Here is a 21,910-nt window from a genome sequence, read left to right on the forward strand (position 1 = left end):
TCGAATCCCATGCTCAGCTCGTTCTTCATCACCCGGCCGGTGTTCGCGACGGTCTTATCGCTCGTGGTGACGCTCGCCGGCGGGGTGGCCCTGGTCAACCTGCCGATGACGCAGTATCCGCCGATCTCCCCGCCGAACGTGAGCATCGAGGCCAACTACCCGGGGGCGAGTGCTCGCGTGGTGGCCGACTCGGTCGCGGCACCGATCGAGCAGGAGGTGAACGGCGTCGAGAACATGCTCTACATGTCCTCGAACTCGTCGAATAGCGGGTCGTACAGCCTCACCGTCACGTTCAAGCCTGGAACGAATCTCGCGTTCGCCCAGGTGCTCGTGCAGAACCGGGTGAACCTGGCGATGCCGCTGCTCCCCGACGTCGTGCGCCAGGCCGGGGTGACGACCCGGAAGCGCAATCCCGACATGCTCATGGTCATCAATCTTTTCTCGCCGACGAGGGAGTATGACCAGCTTTACATGAGCAATTATTCGGCCATCAACATCCGCGAAGAGATCGCGCGGGTGAAAGGGGTCGGCGACGTCGGGCTGTTCGGCAACCTCGACTACAGCATGAGGATTTGGATCGATCCCGACCGACTGACGTCGATGGGGCTGACCGCCGGCGACGTCATCTCCGCCATCCGCGAACAGAACCTGCAATTCGCGGCGGGCCAGGTCGGGCGGTCTCCGGTCCCGGACGGGCAGGTGTTCGAATTCCCCCTCCACATCCGAGGCCGATTGGTCCTGCCGGAAGAGTTCGCGCAGATCGTCATCCGACGGACGGAAGACGGGCGGCAGGTACGAATCCGCGACGTCGGTCGCGTGGAGCTCGGCGCCAAGAATGTGGACACGTCCGACAAATTCGATGGCCAGCCGACCGCGAATATCGGTGTGTTTCAACTCTCCGACGCGAACGCCCTGGAGGTCGGCGACCGGGTCCGGGCGAAAATGGCCGAGCTGAAGGAAGCGTTCCCCCCCGGCCTGGATTATACGATCGCCAACGATAGCACCCGGTTCATCCGGGATTCGGTCCACGGAGTCGTCCGCACGCTCGTCGAAGCGGTGATCCTCGTGGCCGTCGTGGTGCTCTTATTCCTGCAGAGTTGGCGGGCCGCGATCATCCCGCTCGCCGCCGTGCCGGTCGCGATCGTCGGCACGTTCGCGGCGATGTTCGCGCTCGGTTTCACGCTCAACACGCTGACGCTCTTCGGCCTGGTGCTGGCCATCGGGATCGTGGTCGATGATGCCATCGTGGTGGTCGAGGCCGTTCAACAAAAGATCGAGCACGGCATGGCGCCGCTGGAAGCGACCCGGCTCGCCATGGACGAAGTGAGCGGGCCGGTGATCGCAACCGGACTCGTCCTCGTCGCGGTCTTCGTCCCCTGCGCATTTCTCGGTGGGATTACCGGGTTGTTCTTCCGCCAATTCGCCGTCACCATCGCGGTCTCGACCGTACTCTCCGCGCTCAACTCGCTCACGCTCAGCCCGGCCCTCTGCGCGATCCTGCTGAAGCCGAGAGGCGCTCGCCAGGACCTGCCGGGGCGGGTCATCAATCTCCTCTTCGGTTGGCTTTTCCGCCTGTTCAACGCCGGGGTCAACCGCTCGACGAGCGTCTACGCGAGACTCGTCGGATGGAGCGTTCGCGTGGTGCCGTTGGTGTTGATGATTTACGCCGGTTTGGTCGTCCTGACGGGTTGGGGTTTGGGCCAACTGCCGACCGGGTACATCCCCAGTCAAGATCAAGGACGGCTCATGTGTGCCGTCCAGTTGCCCGATGCCTCGTCGCTCGAACGGACGCAGAAAGTCCTCGATGATGTCTCGAGCATGGTGCGAGAGATGCCCGGCGTGGCCCACACGATCGCCGTGGCGGGGAGGTCGCTCCCGCTGGGGGCGAACGGGGCGAATTACGGGACGATGTTGATTACCCTCGACCCGATCGACAAGCGGAGCCTCCATCCTTCGCGCTCCGCCGAGGCCATCGCCAACAACTTGCGGAAGACCTTCGCCACTCGCGTCCCCGACGCCCAGGTCATGGTGATGGCCCCGCCCGCCGTACCCGGGTTGGGCGCTGCCGGCGGCTTCAAGGTGATAATCGAGGACATCAGCGGCGAGAATGACGTCCTCAAGCTCCAGGAGAACGTCGGGCGAGTGATTGGCGAAGGGCGTAAGGACCCGAACCTGGGTGGTCTCTTCACGTCATTTCGGGCCGACGCACCCCAGTTGTTCGTGGATGTCGACCGCAAGCAATGCCAGACGATGGGCGTGCCGGTGGGGGATGTCTTCGAGGCCCAGCAAGTCTTCCTCGGCTCCCGCTACGTCAACGACTTCAACCGGTTCGGCCGGACTTGGCAAGTCAACGTGCAAGCCGAGGGGCCGTATCGGAACTCCGTGGAGGACGCCAAGCGAATCCGAGTGCGGAACGACAAGGGGGGCATGGTGCCCCTCGGGGCGGTTTTGGACATCCGAGAGGTGGCCGGGCCGCTCGTCGTCACCCGTTACAACATGCACCTGGCGGCGTCGGTCATGGGTTCGACGGCCCCCGGCGTCAGCTCCGGGTATGCGATCACGGCCATCGATCAACTGTCGAAGCGGGTCCTTCCCGAGGGGACGGCCCACGAATGGACCGAAATCAATTACATCCAGATCGATGCCGGCAAGAATATCTGGAACCAATTGATCTTCCCGCTGTCGGTCTTGTTCGTCTTCCTCGTGCTGGCGGCGCAATACGAGAGTTGGGCGTTGCCGATGGCCGTGATCCCGATCGTCCCGCTTTGCGTCCTCAGCTCGATGGCGGGAGTCTGGGCGACGAGTTCGGACATCAACGTCTTCACGCAGATCGGGTTCGTGGTGCTGATCGGACTGGCGTGCAAGAACGCGGTCTTGATTGTCGAGTTCGCGCGGGCCTTGCGGAGGACCGGGGAGTCGCGAGGGGACGCAGTGGTTGAAGCGAGCCGGCTCAGGTTGCGGCCGATCGTGATGACCTCGATCGCGTTCATCCTCGGCGTTGTTCCCCTGGTCTTTGCAACCGGATCGGGAGCCGAGATGCGTCGGGCCCTGGGCACCGCGGTGTTCTCGGGGATGATCGGCGTCACGGTGTTCGGGCTGTTCTTCACCCCCGTCTGCTTCATCGTCGTCGACCGGCTGGCGGAGGGCCGATTGCTCAGAGCGACCTGGATGCGACGGCTCGGACGGAGCCTGCTCGACCTCATTCGCCTGCGCCCCTTGTGGAGCCTGGCCTCGATGGTGACCGGAGTACGCCGGAAACACCGTCCCGACCACCTGGTCTTCCCCAAGGAGCGAGAGATTACGACGGCCGGAAGGCCCGACTCCTTCGAGGGCCGCCTTTCGGTCCCGGCCGATCATTCCGAGGTGGCTTCATAAATGTCTCACTTTTTCATCAGTCGGCCGATCTTCGCGGCGGTCTTGTCCATCGGGATCGTCCTCACCGGCGGGATCGCCCTGTCGACACTCCCGGTCGCCCAGTACCCGGAGATCGCCCCGCCGACGGTCGAGGTCTCGGCGGTGTACCCGGGGGGCAACTCTCGAGTGGTGGCGGATACCGTCGCGTCCCCGATCGAACAGCAAGTGAACGGCGTCGAGAAGATGCTGTACATGTCGTCGCAATGCACCAATGACGGTGTCTATACGCTGACCGTCACCTTCGAGCCGGGAGCCGACCTGAACATTGCCCAGGTGCTGGTGCAGAACCGAGTGGCGATGGCCGAACCCGTGCTACCGGAGCTCGTCCGCCGCCGGGGGATCTCGGTCAAGAAGAAGTCGCCGAACATCCTGATGATGGTCAACCTGTTCACCACCGAGGAAGGCGAGGACCCGGCCGCGACGAACCTGTTCCTGAGCAACTACGCGACCATCCAGCTCGCCGACGGTTTGAAGCGAATTCCGGGAGTGGGGGACGTAACCTACCTCGGTCAGCGCGACTACAGCATGAGGGTCTGGCTCGAGCCGCATAAACTCCAGGCGGTCGGGCTGACGCCTCAGAACGTGATCGCGGCCGTCAACGAACAGAACATCCAGGTCGCGGCCGGGCAGATCGGACAGCAGCCGACCCCGATCGGCCAGGTCTTCCAGTACACCATGACCACGCTGGGCCGGTTGGAGACCCCCGAGCAATTCGGGACGATCGTGCTCAAACGCGGGACCGACGGGACGCTCGTGTATCTACGGGACGTGGCGCGAATCGAGATGGGAGCCCTGTCCTACGATCAGACCTGCACCCTCAACGGCCGCCCGTCCGTCGCGTTGTCGATTTATCAGCTTCCCGGCTCGAATGCCCTGGAGGTCTCCGGCCGGGTGAAAGCCAGGATGGAAGAACTGCGGGAGTACTTCCCGGCCGGCATCGCGTACGAGATCGTGTATGACACCACGCCGTTCATCAACGAGTCGATCCGCGAGGTTTTCCAGACGCTGATCGAGGCGGTTGCGCTCGTGGCCGCGGTGGTGTTGCTCTTCCTCCAGAGCTGGCGAGCCGCAGTCATCCCGCTGGCCGCCATCCCCGTCGCGGTCATCGGCACCTTCGCGGCCCTGACCTGCGCCGGCTTCAGCCTGAACACCCTGACCTTGTTCGGATTGGTGCTGGCCATCGGGATCGTGGTCGACGATGCCATCGTCGTCGTCGAAGCCGTCCAGCATCACGTCGATCATGGGATGCCGGCCAAGGCGGCCGCCTCGAGGGCCATGGACGAAGTGAGCGGGCCGGTGGTGGCGGTCGGGCTCGTGCTCTCCGCGGTGTTCGTCCCGTGTGCCTTCCTGGGCGGGGTGACCGGTCAGTTCTTCCGTCAGTTCGCCGTCACCATCGCGGTCAGCACGCTGCTCTCGGCGTTCAATTCGCTGACGCTCAGCCCGGCGTTGTCCGCGATCTTGCTCCGACCCCAGCGAGGCCGCCGGACCGAGGTCCTGCCCCGAATGGCGTATGGGCTTCTGGGGGCCGGATTGGGAATCGCGGCCGCCTTGCGTTGGCCCGTCGATCTCGGCCAACCGAGCGGAGTGCTCGTCCCCGACTGGTCCCCGATGGCCGCCGGTGTTCTCGGTGGCGCATTCCTCGGTCGGATCCTTGGCCGCCCCGTAGACGCGGTCCTTGGTTGGCTGTTCGAGCGATTCAATCGAGGGTTCGACCTCGGCACCGAGGGTTACACCCGAGCCGTCGGCGGGCTGCTGCGAGTCACCCCGCTCGTGCTCCTCGCCTACGGCGGGCTACTCGCATTGACGTACACCACCTTCGCGAACACCCCGACCGGATTCATCCCCGCCCAGGATAAGGGATATTTGCTGGTCGACCTTCGACTTCCGGACGCATCCTCGGCGCATCGGACCGCCGAAGTGATCCGGCAAGCCGAAACCGTCATCCACAGTCTGCCGGGGGTCAAGGATACGATTGCCGTTTCCGGGCAGTCTCTCCTGCAGAACGCAACGGCCCCGAACTTCGGTTCACTGTATGTGATGCTCGCACCGTTCGAAGAACGGCGGCGCCCCGACCTGTCTGCCGACGCCATCGTCTCCTCGCTTCAAGCACGACTGCGGGCCGATGTCCCGGATGCGGTGGTCGCCGTGTTCGGAGCACCTCCGGTGGAAGGATTGGGTACGGCCGGCGGCTTCAAGATCGTCATCGAAGACCGCTCCGCGGGCAACCTCGTCGATCTCCAGGATGCCGCGGACCGTGTGGTCGAGCTCACGGCGGCCGACCCTGCACTCAATCGAGTGTCAACAAGTTTCCGTGCCGACGTCCCCTGGCTCGAATTGGTCGTGGACCGGCTCGAAGCCAAGGACCGCGGGGTATCCATCGACGACCTGCGCACGACGATCGAGGCGAGCCTCGGCCCCTATTACGTCAACGATTTCAACCGGTTCGGCCGCACATGGAAGGTCAATGTCCAGGCCAGGGACGTGTACCGTCAAGACGCCTCGGCGGTCAATCAACTGAAGGTCCGCGGGGCCGGCGGCGGGATGGTGCCCCTGGGGTCATTGGCGACCGTGCAGCCGACGACCGGCCCGACGCTTGTAATGCGGTACAACATGTACCAATCCGCGGCCATCAATGCCGATGCCGCCCCTGGCAGCAGCTCCGGCGAGGCACTGACCAGGCTCGGCATGGCGGCCCGCGCCAAACTGCCGCCGACCATGAGGGCCGAGTGGACGGAGCTCGCCCTGCTCCAACTCCAGTCCGGCAACTCGGCCATGTGGGTCTTCCTGCTCGCCGTGATCCTCGTCTTCCTCGTGCTGGCGGCTCAGTATGAGAGCTGGGCGCTGCCCTTCTCGGTGATTCTCGTAGTTCCGATGTGCCTCCTTTGCGCCCTCGCCGGCGTCCAGATGGCGCATCTGGACATGAATATCTTCACGCAGATCGGGTTCGTGGTGCTGATCGGACTGGCGTGCAAGAACGCGATCCTGATCGTCGAGTTTGCCAAGCAGCAGCGAGAGGAAGGGTTCGACCGCCGGTCCGCGACCCTGGCGGCGTGCCGGCTCCGGCTGCGGCCGATCGTGATGACCTCGATCGCGTTCATCCTCGGCGTCGCCCCCCTGCTCGTGGCCGAAGGGGCCGGGTCGGAAATGCGGCGGGCGCTGGGAACCGCCGTGTTTGCCGGGATGATCGGAGTCACGGCGTTCGGTATTTTCCTCACACCGGTCTTCTACTTCGCCATCCAGTGGTTCGTCGATCGCAAACCCGAGATCGATGAGCTTACGGTCGACGACCCGGTGTTCGATCGCCCCTGACGATCGGGATTTCGCCAGGCCCAACCCAACGAATCATGGACGCATGCACCCCGATTTGCCGCGTGGAGGACAGAGTTGCGCATTCCCAAAAAAACCATTGTTTCATTAATAAAAGATCAATATACATATGACCCAAAAGAGGAATGGATAGGGGCAAGGGCAGGATGGTCTGGAGGTGAGAAGTCTTCGACGGGGAGCCAAGGCCGCATGACGGCTCTGTCATGCTGGAGGGCGAACTTCGAATGAGACTCTCCGTATTGTTCCCATTGCCTTACGTAATCGAGCCACCGCGCCCGGTGGGCCGGGCCGCTGCCGAGGGGCTTGACCCCGTCGAAGGTTTTGGGATGACTGGCCGCGGATCAACTCTTGTTCGGAAAACAAATTAACCGGGCTTCTACACGAATCGCTTAGCTCCGGAATGGCTGGGCTTCAGCCAAAGCCGTCGTTCGCATCCTGGGCGGGAACCTCCCGGAAACGCCGCGATTCTCCTGGTTCGAAGTTGATCGAGCATGGACGGTTTTCGATATTCCAAGCCCCCTACTCCCTCGCGAGTTCGCCGACGCCTTCGCTCCCTCGCCCATCCGAGAATTGGAATCGGATGGTATCGCCTACCAACCTACCTTTCATCAAATGATAAGGAAGGTCGTCTCTGGGTGACCTCTCCTGCCAGGTGATCGACGCTCCGACCACTTCCCCTTCATCTTCGGCGCGATTTCGGCCGACGCCATTTGCGAAATTATACCCCTGGAATCGCCGTCCCGTGCGCTCGCGCACATGGAGTTCATAGTGAACGGTCTTACCTTGATAGGGGCCGCTTCGAAACGTCTGCGTCCCCTTCCAGACACTGTCGGGAAGCAGCCGATCGGCCGCCTTGATCATTCTTGGGGCATTGGGTGCCAGTGACGTATCTGGGACCTTGCCCGCTTCGAATTTGCCGAGATTTTCGCCGACGGCCCCCTCGCGAGTCAGTACTCCCTTTCCCTTGTTTGGAAGCTCTCGCTCATAGAGAGCGACCAGTTCGAGTTGAATGACCCCTCCAGAGATCGTGCCCCGGATCGTCCAGACAATCCGGCCGTTATTCAGGTACTCGCGCCAACTGATGGCCTCCCCATCGACCTCGCCTTCAACCTCGGCTCGATTTCGATTCTTCCCGTTGTCGAAGACGTTTCCCTTGAATTTGTCCCCATCGCGCTCGCGGATATGCAACTCGTAAGTAACCGTAACACCTCGGTAGATTTCCGCCGGATAGGTTCGACTTCCCGTCCAGATGGTCCCCTCGGCGAGTTGATCCAGCGCGATTGGTGTCGATGGTTCTTTGGCGTCGGGTTGCTGCTTGCGATCTTCTGATTCAGCGGCCTCTGACGTCTTGATTTCGGATCGATTCGTATGCTCGTCGACCTGAGTCGGCCAGTCCTCGTCAGTAACGTCCTTTTTCTCCGGCAGGGGGACGAGCCGTACGTTGACGACTTCCGACTCGCCGGCATCCAGGGTCACCCTATCACCGAAGGTCTTGTACCCGACCTGCTCGACTTCGATCTTTCGTTCCCCTGGCGCGGCCCGGATCCGGACGGAACTCCCAAGTTCCGGCCAAGAAAGAGGGATCTTCAGCCCATCGACGAGCACCTCCGCATCCTTCGGGAGATTCTCTAGCACGATCGTGCCATCCGATATCTTGGCCCGGAACACCCCGACCATCCAGACGATGAGCAGGACGCCGAGCGCCGCCAGGCCCGCTGCCGCCGGCCAGAACCGGCGAATCCATCCCGATGGCATGACATCGAGGGGTGTGTCCGAGATCAGTTCCGGCTCCCGGATATCGATCAGCCCATTCCATGAGGCGATCTTCGGCTCCGGCGATGATCTCACCCGACCCACAGGCATCGAGTCATTCGTCCCCGGCTCCGTTGACGCGGACGTATCGTCATTTCCCAGGAAAGACTTCGTTCGAACGATCTCGACCTGCGAGGTCTCGGGCCTTAGCTCAAGGGGCTTGGACCTGAAGAATGGGGTCAAGGCTTGTGCGACATCGCCGGGCGTCTGGAAACGCCGCCTCGGCTCCTTCGCCAACATCTTTGCGACCAATGCGGCCAACTCCGCCGGCACCTCGGGGCGGATCACGTTCAGGGGTTCGGCATCACGCGAAATGTGGGCCTGGTAGACGTCGTAGAGCGAGGTGCATTGGAAGGGAGGACGGCCCGTGAGCAGATAAAACAGCGTGCCTCCGAGGCTGTAGAGGTCGGCCCTGATGTCCACGTCGTGGGCGTTCAGGATTTGCTCTGGAGCAATATAGTCGGGCGTGCCGAGCGCCTGGCCCTCGGTCGTCAGCCCGCCGTCGCCATTTTCCTCTCGGGACGCCTTGGCCAGCCCGAAGTCGAGCACCTTGACGACTCTCGCCTTGCCGTCGGGGGTGAGCATCAGGTTATGCGGCTTGATGTCGCGATGGATCAGTCCCTTCTCGTGGGCGTGCTGGAGGCCCAGGGCCGCCTGGTGGGCGAAGTAGGCGGCATGGGCGACCGAGAGTGGCCCTTTCGCCCGGACCAGCTTCGCGAGGTCGAGCCCCTCGATGTACTCCATCGCAAAGACCAGCCCGCCCTCGATGCGGAACGCGGCGTAGGCGGCGACGATGTTCGGGTGGTGGAGCTTGGCGACGGCTCGAATCTCGCGCTGGAACCGTCCGAGCACGCCGGGCCGTTCCATGATCTGCCGCCCCATGACCTTCAGCACCTCGTCTCGTCCCATCATCGTGTTGTGGGCGAGATACACGACCCCCATCCCGCCCCGACCGAGTTCCCTCCTGATCTCGTAATCCGGGTGGTTGGCCAGCCCGGCCGGTAGGGCGGCGGTAACCGGCGGCGGCGATACGAGCTCGGGCGATGTGAAGCTGAGCGTGCCGCCGTCCGGCGAACCATGAGGGATCGACCGGGGCGAAGCCTCGCGGACGTCGCGAAAACGACCGAGGAAGGTGTCGGACGTGATCCCCGCGACCCGCTGGCGGCACCGTTGGCAGCTCTCCAGGTGCTCGTGGACCGCGACCTCCGATCGATCGTCGAGCTTGCCGAGACCGTAGTCGTTGAGGATCCGGTCAGACGGGTGGGAGGAGTTGGGGACGTCCATCGGCCGGCCTCCGGTTCCAGGTCAGATTCACCGCCGCGACTGATGAATTAAGATCACGTCCGTCCCCGACTTGCCTCGAAGTCTCCGAATCTACATCAATAGCTCACCCGCATCCCGCCTCAATCCTTTGAGGCTCGGGGATTCGGCCCGGATCACGTCGTTCTCGATGATCCCGACCCGCCCTCGAAGATCATCGCCGGAACCCGGCCGGGCGCGAACCTCCGGAACGCCTCTTGTTCATGTTTAGCGATGGGCGAGCTCTAGCCCGCCTGCGCCGGCAGGGGTCCGCTCGAGGGGCTTTCGGGCTAACCCGATCTCAGATCGTTGCAAAAAAAGGGCCCGGCCGCAGAAAGGCCGAGCCCTCGAGGTTGATGACTTACGAATCCGAGCTCTAAGGTCAGCGACCGGTGACGGCCGCGATCTTCTCGAGCGTTCGCTCGCCGGGTTCGCGCGTGCCCTTGCACTTGGGGAAGTTGGCGCAGCCGAGGAAGTAGCCGCGACGGCCTTCGCGGACGGTCATCGTCGAGCCGCAGGTCTCGCAGGTCTCCTCGACCTCGATAGACTTGAGGTCATCCTTGGCGGCGGACGTGGCGGCGTTGGCCTCGCCGAGCTGTTCCTTGAGCTCGTCGGGGATCGGCTGCGTGCTCCGACACTTCGGATAGTTCAGGCAGCCGAGGAACGCCCCGCGCTTGCCGCGCTTGACGCCCATCGGGCCGCCGCACTTCTCGCACTTGACCTCGACCTTCACCGGCGTGACCGGTTTGCCCTGGTCGTCGACCGGCATGGTGTTGCGGCACTTCGGGTAGCCCGTGCAGCCGAGGAAGTTCCCGCGCGAGCCTTGCCTCAGGGCCATCGGCTTGCCGCACTTCTCGCACACGTGCTCCGTCTCGACGACCGAGGGGACCGGGTTCCCCTGGGCGTCGATGCTGAACGACTCCTTGCACGTCGGATAGCCCGAGCAGGACAGGAACGGCCCTCGCTTGCTCTCGCGAAGCATCAGGGGCTTGCCGCACTTCGTGCAGATGTGCTCGGTCTCGACGGCCGCCGCACGGGTCGACCCGTCCATCTGACGGGTCGCCTTGCATTCGGGGTACTTCGAGCAGCCGAGGAATTGACCCGACTTGCTGAACTTCACCACCATCGGCGCGCCGCAGACCTGGCAGGTCTCGCTCGACATCACCTGAACCCGCTGCATCCGGGTCGACGCCTGTTTCAGCGCCTCCTGGAACGGGTGGTAGAACTCGTCGAGGACCTTGACCATTTCCTCCTTGGCGGTCGCGATGTCGTCGAGCTCGTCCTCCATGTGGGCGGTGAACTTCAGATCCATGATCGTCGGGAAGTGCTCGACCAAGAGGTCGGTCACGAGCATCCCGAGGTCGGTGGCGAAGAATCGCCGTTCCTTCTGCTCGACGTAAAGCCGTGCCTGGATGGTCTGGATGATCGGTGCGTAGGTACTCGGCCGGCCGATGTTCTCCTTTTCCAGCGCCTTGATCAGCGTCGCTTCCGTGAACCGGGGCGGCGGCTGGGTGAAGTGCTGGGTCGGCTCGAGGGCGTGGAGGTCGAGCGCCTGGTTGGCCTCGAGCTTCGGCAAGAGGGCATCCTCTTGCTTGCCGGCCGGCGGCAGGGCCCGCCGATAGCCGTCGAACTTCATGATCTTACCTTGCGACTTGAACACCCCTTCGTCGGCGGTGATCGTGACGTTGGTCACGGCGAAGACGGCGGGGTTCATCTGGCTGGCGACGAACCGGCGATAGATCAGTTGATAGAGTTTGTACTGGTCGATCGTCAAGCGGCCCCGGATGGCCTCGGGGTTGAGCGCGAGGTCGGTCGGGCGGATCGCCTCGTGGGCCTCCTGGGCCGACTTGCCCGCCGCGTACCGCAACGGCTTGGCGGGGAGGTAGCGGTCGCCGTACTCCGATTGGATGAGGTCGCGGACGTTGGTGACCGCCTCGTCGGACACGCGGAGGCTGTCCGTTCTCATATAAGTGATCAAGCCGACGGGACCGGTGCCGTCGACGTCGATCCCTTCGTAGAGCTCCTGGGCGATCTTCATCGTCTTCTTGCCCGAGAAGCGGAGGCGGATCGCCCCCTGCTGCTGGAGCGTGCTGGTCTTGAAGGGGGCGTCGGCCTTGTCGAGCTTCTCGACCTCTTCGACGGACGAAACGACGTACGGGGCCGCGGCGAGGGCATCGCGGATCGTGCGGGCATCCTCCTCGTTATTGGCCTCGAACTTCTTCCCCTTCCAGTCGGCCAGGAGGGCTTCGAAGCGGTCGGACTCCGACTTCGCACCCGCCGGGCTGACCGTCGCGGTGATCTTCCAGTACTCTTCCGAGACGAAGGCGCGGATCTCCTTCTCGCGGTCGGCGATCAGCCGGACGGCCACGGATTGGACCCGGCCGGCGCTCAGGTGCCGGGCGACCTTGCTCCAGAGGAGCGGGCTCAGTTGGTAGCCCACGAACCGGTCGAGGAATCGCCTCGCCTGCTGGGCGTTGACCATGTCCATGTTGATCGGGCCGACGTGCTGGAAGGCTTCCTTCACGGCACGTTCGGTGATCTCGTGGAACATGACCCGTCGGGCACGTTCGACGGGGATCTCGAGCGCCTCGAGGAGGTGCCATGCGATCGCCTCCCCTTCGCGGTCGGGGTCGGTCGCGAGGTAGACGATGTCGGCCTTGGCGGCCTCGCGCTTGAGCTCGCCGACGGTATCCTTCTTCCCCTTCATGATCTCATACGAAGGGAGATAGCCGTGCTCGACGTCGAGGCCAAGCTTCCGCTCGGGGAGGTCGCGCACGTGCCCCATACTCGCTTTGACGACATACCCTGAGCCGAGGAACTTGTTGATCGACTTGGCCTTCTTGGGGCTCTCGACGATCACGAGCGAGCGGCCGCCCGAAGGCGCCGAGTCCGCCGAAGCCCGACGTTGGGGCGTCTTCTTCGCCGCCGCCTTGGGCTTGGAAGCCGAAGTCGCGGAGGCGGCACGCTTCGTAGTCTTGGTATCGGCAGACGGGGCAGGACTGCCGGACGTCTTGGCGGACTTGCGAGCCACGGTGTCTTCCTATCCTATGACCCACTCAGCCTTTAAGCCAACACCCGGGACACCACGGGGGGGCCGAAAGGTCGAGTTGGGGCGTCCTGTTTGCGATTGCCCTTGCAACGAATCCTGGTACACTACGGTTTGGGCCGGTGCATCGAAACCTGCGCCCTTCAAATAGCTAGGGTATCGTGGCGTGTCAAGGGGGGAGGGCGAGTTCCCCCCTCTCCGACGGCCTGTTATTGAAGCCCTTGAGGATCCCCATGCCGTTCGCCGTCTTTCGACGCCACCAGCGGAAAATGCTCGCCGTCTTCGCGATCCTCGCGATGTTCGGCTTCGTCCTGGCCGACTCCCTCCCGAGGCTGCTCAGCCCGGGGTACGGCGGGCCAAGGCAGGATCCGGTCGTGGTCGAGTTGTACGGGAAGACGCTCCACCGGAGCGACCTCGAAGAAATGACCGTCCAGCGCGTCAACGCCAACCGGTTCATGGCCGCCCTCACCGGCCGGCCCGTCTTCGGCACCCACAACACTCGGTCGATCGTCGATGCCCTGATCCTGCAGCACGAAGCCGACAAGCTGAAGATGCCGAAGGGGCCCGACGCCGGGCGCGAGTGGCTCAAGGAAGCGACCGACGGCCGGATGAACCGCGCCCTGTTCGAGGCCACGCTCAGCGGCTTCGGCAACCAGGTCAGCGGCGAGCAGATCCTCAGCGATATCGCCGGTCAGGTCCGGATCCTCAAGGTCAAGAGGCTCCTCGGGAGCCCCGTCGTCACCCCCCTCGACGTCTACAAGACCTATCGCGACCAGAACGAGCGGGTCTCGGCCCGGGCCGTCTCGATCCCCGTCGACGGCTTCCTCGCGAAGGTCCCCGAGCCGACCGAGTCCCAGGTCAAAAGCTATTACGACAAATACAAGGATGTCCTGCCCGACACCAACCGGGACACCCCCGGATTCAAGATCCCCCGGCAGGTCCAGGTCGAGTTCCTCACCATCGACGGCTCGGCGCTCGCCCTGAAGCTCAAGGACACCCTGACCGAGCCCGAGTTGCACTCCTATTACGAAAGCCGGAAGTCGGAGTTCAAAAAGACCTCCCCCTTCCCCGACGAGATCTTCGCCGGACACCCCGAGCTGACCCCGCCCCAGGTCCAGTCGTTCGAGGAGGTCCGCCCCTATTTGGCCACCTCGCTCGCCGACGAGAAGGCACAGTCGGAGATCGTCGCCAAGTTCGGCAAAATCACCGACGACGTGATCATCCCCTTCACCAACGCGTACCTGGAAGCGAGCGACGCGATCGCCGACGCGAAGAAGCGGGAAGAGAAGACGACGGTCCAGCTCCCCAAGCCGACGAGCCTGAAAGACGTCGCCGCGAAGGAAGGCATGGAGCATGAGATCTCCCCGCTGCTGTCCAGGGAACAGGCGGAGCACTACGGCGAGATCTCCGGCGCCGAGGTGGGCCTCTCCAAGCTCAGCGGCGGCCGCAAGTTCGTCGGCGAGTTGTTCGACTCCAAGACGAACCTGTTCGAGCCGATCGAGCTGACCGACCTGCTGGGCCATCGGTTCCTCGCCCGCAAGCTCGACGATCGGGAGCCGCGCGTCCCCTCGCTGGATGAAGTCCGCTCGCAGGTCGTCCTCGCCTGGAAGACCGAGCAGGCACGTCCGCTCGCCGAGAAGGCGGCGCAGGACCTCGCGAGCGAGATCCGCAAGGCCGGCGGCAAGGTCGAAGGGGAAACGCTCAAGGGATACCCGGTGGTCACGACCCTCCCCCTGACCAGGCTCCAGCCCGGTTTCCCCCTCCCGGGCCAGTTCTTCCAGAGCGGCCCCCCCACGGAGACCGAGTTCCCGAACATCCCGAACCCGGGCGAGGCGTTCCGCAACGCCTACTTCCAGCTCGAGCCCGGCTCCGTCACCGTCGTGACAAACCTGCCCAAGTCGAGCTACTACGTCCTGACCCTCGACCGTCGAATCCCGGCCACGTTCGCCAGCCTCTACGCACCGAACGGCGAATACCTCCGCTATAAGAACGAGGCCCAGACCGACGCCTTCCGCCGCCTCGAAGACGATTGGATGAATCGACTTCGGGTCGACGCCGGGCTCAAATCCGACTGGGTCCCGCTCGACGAGGCCAACCGCGACTCCGCCCCGAGCTCGACCCAGGGCTGAGCGCAAAGACTAAATCCAGATGGGGAGGATTCACCACAAAGACACAAAGGCTAAGACAAAAAAGGACAGACAATTCTTTCTTTGATCTCCTTTGTGCCTTTGTGGTGAATCCTCCCCGTTTCGTCTTTCACGAAATGCCCGAGCTGCTGCGACCCACGCTCATAATCCCGCCCACGACCTCGTCGTTCGACCCGAAGTGGAGGTGGGCGTAGCCCGCGAGGAGCCCGCCGATCTGGATGCCGTCGGACCTTGGGTCATGCCCGGGGCGTTCGAGACGCGTCGAGTAGGAGAGCTTGCCTCGGGGCTCGAGCGTCGAGTAGTGGAATTCGTGCCCTCGGAGCCTCGTCCCGGGCGGTCCCAGGAGGGTCGGGACGTCGGTGGTCGCCGTCACGTAGCCGAGCGTCGTGAACTTCGGCTGCATGACGGCACGGGCAGGGATCAGGCCCCACATCGGGTAAACACTCCCCGAGTGATCCCGGATCGACTCCGAGCAGGCCATCAGGCCGCCGCACTCGGCATAGATCGCCCCGCCCTGGGCGTGGTAGCGACGGATCGCCGTCTTCATGCTCGTGTTCGAAGCGAGCCGCTCGGCGAACGCCTCCGGATAGCCTCCGCCGAGATAGAGGAGGTCGATGTCGGGCGGGAGTTCCCCGTCGTCAAGCGGCGAGAACGGGACGACCTCGACGCCTTCGTCCCGCAATGCGTCGAGGTTATCCTCATAATAGAAGCAGAAGGCCGCGTCGCGCGCCTGAGCGACTCGGAACGAACGCCCGCAGGGCTCAGGCCGATCTTCCCCTCGATCCTCGAGCATGGGTCCGGAATCGGCGAGTATGGGGGGCCTTGCCAGCGCGATCAGCCGATCGAGGTCGAGGTTCGCCTCCGCGGCGTCCGCGAGTGCGTCGAGGAAGGTCGAGCCCGGCCCGAACTCGTCGGCCGTCAGCAGGCCAAGATGCCGGGAAGGGATCGTCAGGCGCTCATCCCGCAAGAAGTAGCCGAGCGGCTCGACCCCGCGGACCTCGACCCTCAGGCTCGGGGCCAGGTATTGGGAGAAGTGCCGCTCGCTCCCTACCTTGTTCGCCACGACTCCTTCGACGCTCACCGACTCGTCGAAGCGGGCGTAGCCGAGCACCATCGGGGCGATCGATCGGGCCATGCCCCTCGCGTCGACCACCAGGACGACGGGGAGTCCCCAGGCCCTCGCCAGGTCGGCCGTCGATCCCGACTCGTCGAGCGACCCCCGGCCGTCGAACAGGCCCATGACCCCTTCGATCACCGCGATGTCGGCACCTGGCGTCCCTCGACGAAAGGCCCGCGCCAAAGACGCCGGGCCGAGCAGCCACGTATCGAGGTTACGCCCGGGTCTCCCGGTGACCCTGGCGTGATGGCCGGGATCGATGAAATCGGGGCCGACCTTGTACGCCTGGACGCATAACCCGCGACGCGCGAGCGCGGCGAGGATCGCCAGTGTCACCGTCGTCTTGCCCGAGCCGGAATGCGTACCGGCGACGATCAGCGCGGGGATGGACATGGGACGACCCCGAAAAGCGGCGAGGACGGGACGAGGGACCGTCCTTCAATCTCTCGCCTTGCGAAACAAGTGCGAATACGACTTCGCGTAAAGGTGACTTTCGGACGGGGGGGAGTCGTCGAGCATGGGCCCGACGAAGACGAGGGCGGTGCGGGTGATCTCGGCCTCCTCCATGCGAGCCGCGACCTCGGCGAGCGTGCAGCGGAGGATCAACTCGTCGGGCCAACTGACCCGGTAGGCGACCACGACGGCGGCCTCGGGCCCGTAGTGGGGTAGGAGCTTGGAAACCACCTCGGGCATTTGTGCCGCGGAGAGGAAGAGTGTCAGGCCGGTACGGTGGGCAGCCAGGGCTTCGAGGTCCTCGTTCTCGGGGATCCCAGTGCGACCGGCGGCCCGGGTGAGGATCACCGTCTGGTTCTTCCCCGCGGGGGTAAGTTCCATCTTCAGGGCCGCGGCGGCGGCCTGGAAGGCGCTGACGCCGGGGATGACCTCGTAGGTGATCCCGAGCGCGTCGAGCCGTCTCATCTGCTCGGCGATCGCGCCGTAGAGGCTCGGGTCGCCCGAGTGGACGCGGGCGACGTCGCGACCTTCGAACACGGCCTCGGCCATCATCGCGACGATGGCGTCGAGGTCCATCCCCGCCGAGTTCCGGACGACGGCGCCCGGGGGCGCGAAGGCGACGACGGCCCTCGGCACGAGCGAGCCGGCGAACAGGCAGACCGGGCAGCGTTCGATCAGCGCCTTCCCACGGATCGTGAGCAGGTCGGGGTCACCCGGCCCTGCTCCGATGAAATAAACCGTTCCTTGGGACACCGACGTGGTCATGGCAAGCCTTTTCCGAGGAGGATCATCGCCGCCCAGGCGATCGGCCAGGTCAGGAGGAGGACGACGGAGGCCCGATGGGTCCAGTCCGGATCTCCCGGAGTTTCGACCGGCAGCCTCGAGCGCGAAAACCGGAGGAGAACGGCGGCGAGGATCGGAAACAGTCCGAGGAACGCGGAATCGAGCGTGCGAGACATGGGGAGCCGGGCCGGGACGACGAACATGGTCAGCCCGATCCAATAGAAGCCGATGATCAGCCAGGCCATCTCGGCCCAGGACCTCGAAGCCCCGGCGACCCGGTCGTCATCGGTCGAAGCGACTCGGCGGCGGCCCAGCAAGACGACCGGCCCGCTCATCGCGAACCCAAGCCACGCATAGGCCAATCCGAGCACGACGTAGGAGGGGATCGGCGGGGGCTCGTCGTATGGCCAGAATGCGCGGACGAGGAGCGCGGCTAGACTGTAGCCCACGACCAGGGCCGTCAGGTCGAGCAGGTGGAAACCCCGGCGTCCCGGCGGAGGTGAGGTCACGGGCCGGCCTCCCTTGGGATTCGGCCGGAAGCGGGTCGGATCAACTGCCCACCACCATTCCGATGCCGCACTGGATCGGCCAGGCCACCGCGAGGCTCAGCCCGACTCGATTCGTCCAGGGCGTCGACGCGACCCTCCTCGCCTGCTCCGGCGGGACCATCACCCAGGTCGTCCAGACGGTTCCCAGAGCGATCAGCGAGGCCATTGCTAGCCCCACGCTCAAGGCCGCCATGATGAACTCGCCCCGGCTCTTGACCGCATCCGGGATCGTCGACTGGAGGAACGCCGTCACGAGCCAGGGGAAACCGAGCAGGGCCCAAAGATAGTCCCCTACCTTGGGATAGTCGGGGATTTCTCGCGCGAAGCGACGCACCACCAGCAGGAACGGGCCGGTGGCCGTCAGGGCCACCCAACTGAACGTCAACGACACCAGGACCCAGACATGCCCGGTCATCCCCTCTCGAATGACCCCGCGAATATGGATCGAAGCGACGGCGGCTCCCATCACCAAGGCCACGCAGTCGAGGACGCTGAAGCCGTCACCGGTCTCGACCCGGTCCATCATGATCGAAATCCATCGGAGAAGGAAGGAACAAACGCCCGATCGGGCTCGCATCTCGCGACATAACGGACCGGGCCAATGGTATCCTTCCGTCGGATGTCGACAAGCATGTCCCTCGAGGTCTCGAGCCCTCGACGACAGGGCCCTGGCCCGTCCTCATTTTATTATGGCACGGACGGATAGTCCCGGGGCCGATCCTCATTTCCCGGCCCCGATTCAAAAATGATTGGGCGGTACCGCCGAAAACAAGATGGAGGAGGCTCCTTCCCCGACCGCGTTCGTGGGTGACATGGAGGCCGAATCCATCACGCGCAGCACCCTCGACGCGAGTAAATGTCGAATCCGAAATTGTCCGATCGTGTGGTGGCCCCATATAATAAATCGCGAGGTTCGGGGTAGCGTGTCGTGCCGATCGTGAATCGAGGCAGTCAAGGCCACCGAGCAGCATCGAATTCATTCATTCCGCGGGACTCGATCCCTCGGGCTTGGCCAAGGCCGTTGGCGAAAGGTACTGGTTGTCCACATGCCCGTTCCTAAAGTTGTCATCGTAGGACGACCGAACGTCGGCAAGTCGTCCTTATTTAACTGGATTGCCGGTCGCCGGATCGCCATCGTCGACGACATGTCGGGCGTGACACGCGATCGAGTCGGGTCGCTCGCACAGGTGAGTGACGACCCCGAGTCCCGCTTTTTCGAGCTGACCGACACCGGCGGCATCGGCATGGTCGACCGCGACGACCTGAGCGATCACGTCGACCGACAGATTGAAACCGCCTTGAACGAAGCCGATTTGATCCTCTTCACGGTCGACATCCGCGACGGCCTGATGCCGCTGGACGAAGAGGTCGCCCATCGCCTGCGCTACATCAACACGCCCGTCATCCTCGTGATGAACAAGGCCGACACCCCGGAGTTTGACAACCGCGGCGGCGAGTTTTACAAGCTCGGCCGGGGCAAGCCCATCGCCGTCTCGACGCAGCAGAACCGCAATAAAAAGCCGCTCCTGAAACTCATCGAGGAACGGCTCCCCCCGAGCGACGACGCGAAGCCCTCCGATACGGCGATGAAGATCGCCGTCATCGGCCGACCGAATACCGGCAAGTCGACGTTCATCAACACCCTGGCGCGGGCCGAGCGGATGATCGTCTCGGAACGCGCCGGGACGACCCGCGACTCGGTCGACGTCCGTTTCGAGCTCGACGGACTCCCGTTCATCGCCATCGACACCGCCGGCATCAAGCGCAAGGCGAAGATCCGCGACAACCTCGACTTCTACTCGGTCCACCGCGCCGAGCGGTCGATCCGAAGGGCCGACGTCGTCCTGCTCTTCCTCGATCCGACGCAGGGGATCTCCCGGCTCGACAAGCAGATGGCGGACTATATCGCCAAGCAATACAAGCCGTGCATCTTCTCGGTCAACAAGTGGGACCTGATGGTCAGCGACCCCTCGGTCCTCGAAGGTTCGATGGGCAAGTACGCCAACGTGATTCATCACGCCTTCCGGTCGATGTCCTACATGCCCCTGGCGTTCATCACCGCCAAGACCGGTCGGAACATCAAGGCGCTCTTGAACCTCGCCCAGGCGATGCACAAGCAGGCCTCCAAGCGAGTGGGGACCGGCATCCTGAACCGCGTCCTCCGCGAAGCCGTCGAGGCCCATCCCCCTTCCTCTCGCGACAACCGCAACGCGCGGATCTACTACGCCACCCAGGTGAGTGCGGCCCCGCCGACGATCGTGCTCTTCGTCAACAGCACGTCCCTGTTCGACGCCACCTACCAGCGCTACCTCCTGAACTTCTTCCGCGAAAAGCTGCCGTTCCACGACGTCCCGATCAAGCTCTACCTCCGAGCTCGGACCCAAACCGATCGCTCGGCGTACGCGCCGAAGGGCGACAGGGGAATCGAGATCGAGCCGACCCCATTCTCCGACTTCCAGGAAGAGCTGACCGACGCCGATTTCTCCACGGCGTTCGCCGAACGCCAACTCGACCACGAAATCAACGAGCTCCTTTCAGAGCTGGACGACTGAGTCTTTCTCCCAGGACCCGATTTTTCCCAACCCACCGACATCGGGTACCACGGGTTTCGTCTTCGGAACCCGTGGTACTCCCAAGTACCGACACACCCTGATTTTGCTTCATGAGTCGGTCGGAGAGCATTGGGATCGACTTGACGCCCTTTCGCGGCCGATGCTATCTTGGCCCGCGTTCCCCTTCCGACATGCACGCCGAGCGATTCGGTCTCGACCGACATCTCGGCAGCCCCGCGCCGCATCGATGGGCCCAATCGGCGCACCTCCCCATCATGGCTGACGAACGGATCCGGCGGCAGATTGCCTTCCTCGCCGCCCAGATGATGTATCACCGCCTCGAGTCCGAGTATTTCACCTCGAAACGCAAGGCGGCCAAGCAACTCGGGGTCGAGTACCGCCACCGACCCGGTGACCTCCCCACGAACCGCGAGATCCGCGACCAGATCCAGGCGATGGCCCGGATCCACGAAGGTGACAAGCGGCTCGACCACCTTCGCGACATGCGACTCGAGGCGCTTCGCCTCATGCGCAAACTGACCCGCTTCCGCCCACGGCTGATCGGAAGCGTCTGGACCGGCCACGTCCGGCACGGGTCCGACATCGACATCCACCTCTTCAGCGACAGCCTCTCGATCGTCACCGACGTGCTCGACGAGCTCGCCCTCCCCTACGAGGTCCAGCGCAAGCGGATCGTCAAGCACAACGAGGAGCGTGTCTTCACGCACATCCACATCGAAGACCGCTATCCCTACGAGCTCACCCTCTACCCCGAGGACAAAGCCCACTACGTCTTCAAGAGCTCGATCACCGGCCAGGCGATCGAGCGTGCCTCGATCGCCGAGCTCGAGGCCTTCCTGCGGGCCGAAGACCCCGACATCGACCTCGACCGCGAGGTCGAGCGCGTCGAGGACCACGTCGACCGTTTCGAGATCTACAGGCTCCTCCTCCTGCCGCTCGAACGGGTGAAGCAAAGCCCCAAGTATCACCCCGAAGGCGATGCGCTCTACCACAGCCTCCAGGTCTTCGAGCTGGCCCGCGAGGAGCGATCATACGACGAGGAATTCCTCTTGGCCGCACTTTTGCATGACGTCGGGAAGGCCATCGACCCGGCCGACCACGTGCTCGCGGGGCTCCAGGCCCTCGAGGGGACGATCACCGAACGGACCGAGACCCTCATCGCGCACCACATGGACGCCCTGGCCTATCGCAACGGCACACTCGGCGCGCGTGCCCGGATTCGTCTCCAACAATCGGAAGAGTTCGACGACCTGATGCTGCTCCGCGAGCTCGATGTCCGAGGTCGGCAGCCGGGTGCCGTCGTTTGCGAGGTCTCGGAGGCCCTCGACTTCATCCGAGAGCTCGCCGCGGAAGACGACCTGGACGAGTGACGGATTCTCGAAGTCGCCCGT

The 21,910-nt window shown here is 64.1% G+C and carries 11 protein-coding genes; 5 read left to right on the top strand and 6 right to left on the bottom strand.

What is annotated here, in order from left to right; all coding sequences use genetic code 11:
- Positions 1 to 9 precede the first annotated feature (9 nt).
- A complete protein-coding gene (locus ACYOEI_RS10690) occupies positions 10 to 3,375 on the top strand; it encodes an efflux RND transporter permease subunit (protein ID WP_462849452.1) in 3,366 nt (1,121 codons plus the stop codon).
- The gene (locus tag ACYOEI_RS10695; RefSeq protein WP_462849453.1) at positions 3,376 to 6,723 is read left to right on the top strand and encodes an efflux RND transporter permease subunit; all 3,348 of its coding nucleotides are present in this window, start codon (positions 3,376 to 3,378) and stop codon (positions 6,721 to 6,723) included. It abuts the gene before it with no gap.
- Positions 6,724 to 7,260: 537 nt separating this feature from the next.
- Here the strand turns inward: ACYOEI_RS10695 and ACYOEI_RS10700 are convergent.
- Entirely contained in the window at positions 7,261 to 9,837 is a 2,577-nt protein-coding gene (locus ACYOEI_RS10700) for a serine/threonine protein kinase (protein ID WP_462849454.1), read from the bottom strand.
- Between the two features lie 397 nt (positions 9,838 to 10,234).
- Positions 10,235 to 12,883, bottom strand: coding sequence for a type I DNA topoisomerase (gene topA / locus ACYOEI_RS10705; protein WP_462849455.1), 2,649 nt, complete (start codon positions 12,881 to 12,883; stop codon positions 10,235 to 10,237).
- Positions 12,884 to 13,131: 248 nt separating this feature from the next.
- Between topA and ACYOEI_RS10710 the strand changes: the two genes are divergently transcribed.
- Positions 13,132 to 15,027, top strand: a complete 1,896-nt coding sequence (locus ACYOEI_RS10710; RefSeq protein ID WP_462849456.1) for a peptidyl-prolyl isomerase family protein — start codon at positions 13,132 to 13,134, stop codon at positions 15,025 to 15,027.
- A gap of 127 nt (positions 15,028 to 15,154) precedes the next feature.
- Here the strand turns inward: ACYOEI_RS10710 and ACYOEI_RS10715 are convergent, their stop codons facing one another.
- Genes ACYOEI_RS10715 through ACYOEI_RS10730 form a run of 4 tightly spaced genes read right to left on the bottom strand, consistent with a single transcriptional unit; the run spans position 15,155 to position 18,472 of the window.
- Complete coding sequence (locus ACYOEI_RS10715; RefSeq protein WP_462849457.1) at positions 15,155 to 16,555, bottom strand: cobyrinic acid a,c-diamide synthase CobB; 1,401 nt, start codon at positions 16,553 to 16,555, stop codon at positions 15,155 to 15,157.
- A 45-nt stretch (positions 16,556 to 16,600) separates the two neighbouring features.
- Positions 16,601 to 17,380 (bottom strand): precorrin-4 C(11)-methyltransferase, encoded by a 780-nt coding sequence (cobM, locus tag ACYOEI_RS10720; RefSeq protein WP_462849459.1) that lies wholly within the window; start codon positions 17,378 to 17,380, stop codon positions 16,601 to 16,603.
- Complete coding sequence (locus ACYOEI_RS10725; protein WP_462849460.1) at positions 17,377 to 17,907, bottom strand: hypothetical protein; 531 nt, start codon at positions 17,905 to 17,907, stop codon at positions 17,377 to 17,379. The genes cobM and ACYOEI_RS10725 overlap by 4 nt, the downstream gene beginning before the upstream one ends.
- A gap of 40 nt (positions 17,908 to 17,947) precedes the next feature.
- Positions 17,948 to 18,472, bottom strand: coding sequence for a hypothetical protein (locus ACYOEI_RS10730; RefSeq protein ID WP_462849462.1), 525 nt, complete (start codon positions 18,470 to 18,472; stop codon positions 17,948 to 17,950).
- Positions 18,473 to 18,992: 520 nt separating this feature from the next.
- On the opposite strand from ACYOEI_RS10730, the gene der reads away from it, so the two are divergent.
- Both der and ACYOEI_RS10740 read left to right on the top strand, forming a co-directional pair.
- Positions 18,993 to 20,498, top strand: a complete 1,506-nt coding sequence (gene der, locus ACYOEI_RS10735) for a ribosome biogenesis GTPase Der (RefSeq protein WP_462849463.1) — start codon at positions 18,993 to 18,995, stop codon at positions 20,496 to 20,498.
- Between the two features lie 275 nt (positions 20,499 to 20,773).
- Complete coding sequence (locus ACYOEI_RS10740; protein ID WP_462849464.1) at positions 20,774 to 21,889, top strand: HD domain-containing protein; 1,116 nt, start codon at positions 20,774 to 20,776, stop codon at positions 21,887 to 21,889.
- Positions 21,890 to 21,910: the final 21 nt, after the last annotated feature.

It is taken from the genome of Singulisphaera rosea, assembly GCF_054877945.1.